The sequence below is a fragment of the Bacillus sp. AFS040349 genome (assembly GCF_002577655.1).
Classification (GTDB): Bacteria; Bacillota; Bacilli; order Bacillales; family Bacillaceae; genus Metabacillus.
In genome coordinates this window covers 1-281 of the sequence record NZ_NUMC01000228.1, presented here as the reverse complement: position 1 = coordinate 281, position 281 = coordinate 1, and the positions used below count along the sequence as shown (strand labels likewise).

Sequence of the window (281 nt, the reverse complement as noted above, 5' to 3'; positions counted from 1 at the left end):
GGAGGATTAGCTCAGCTGGGAGAGCACCTGCCTTACAAGCAGGGGGTCGGCGGTTCGATCCCGTCATCCTCCACCATATTTTTTTCGCACTAGCGAAAAAAACTTTCCATATGCCGGTGTAGCTCAACTGGTAGAGCAACTGACTTGTAATCAGTAGGTTGGGGGTTCAAGTCCTCTCGCCGGCACTCTTACAAATGGAGGGGTAGCGAAGTGGCTAAACGCGGCGGACTGTAAATCCGCTCCTTAGGGTTCGGCAGTTCGAATCTGCCCCCCTCCACCAT

The 281-nt window shown here is 53.7% G+C and carries 3 tRNA genes; all 3 read left to right on the top strand.

Annotated features, from left to right (window positions below):
- Positions 1-76 (top strand) — tRNA-Val (locus tag COD11_RS26415).
- Between the two features lie 36 nt (positions 77-112).
- Positions 113-185, top strand: a tRNA-Thr gene (locus COD11_RS26410).
- Between the two features lie 11 nt (positions 186-196).
- Positions 197-280: transfer RNA gene (locus COD11_RS26405), tRNA-Tyr, on the top strand.
- The last annotated feature ends 1 nt before the right edge of the window (position 281 follow it).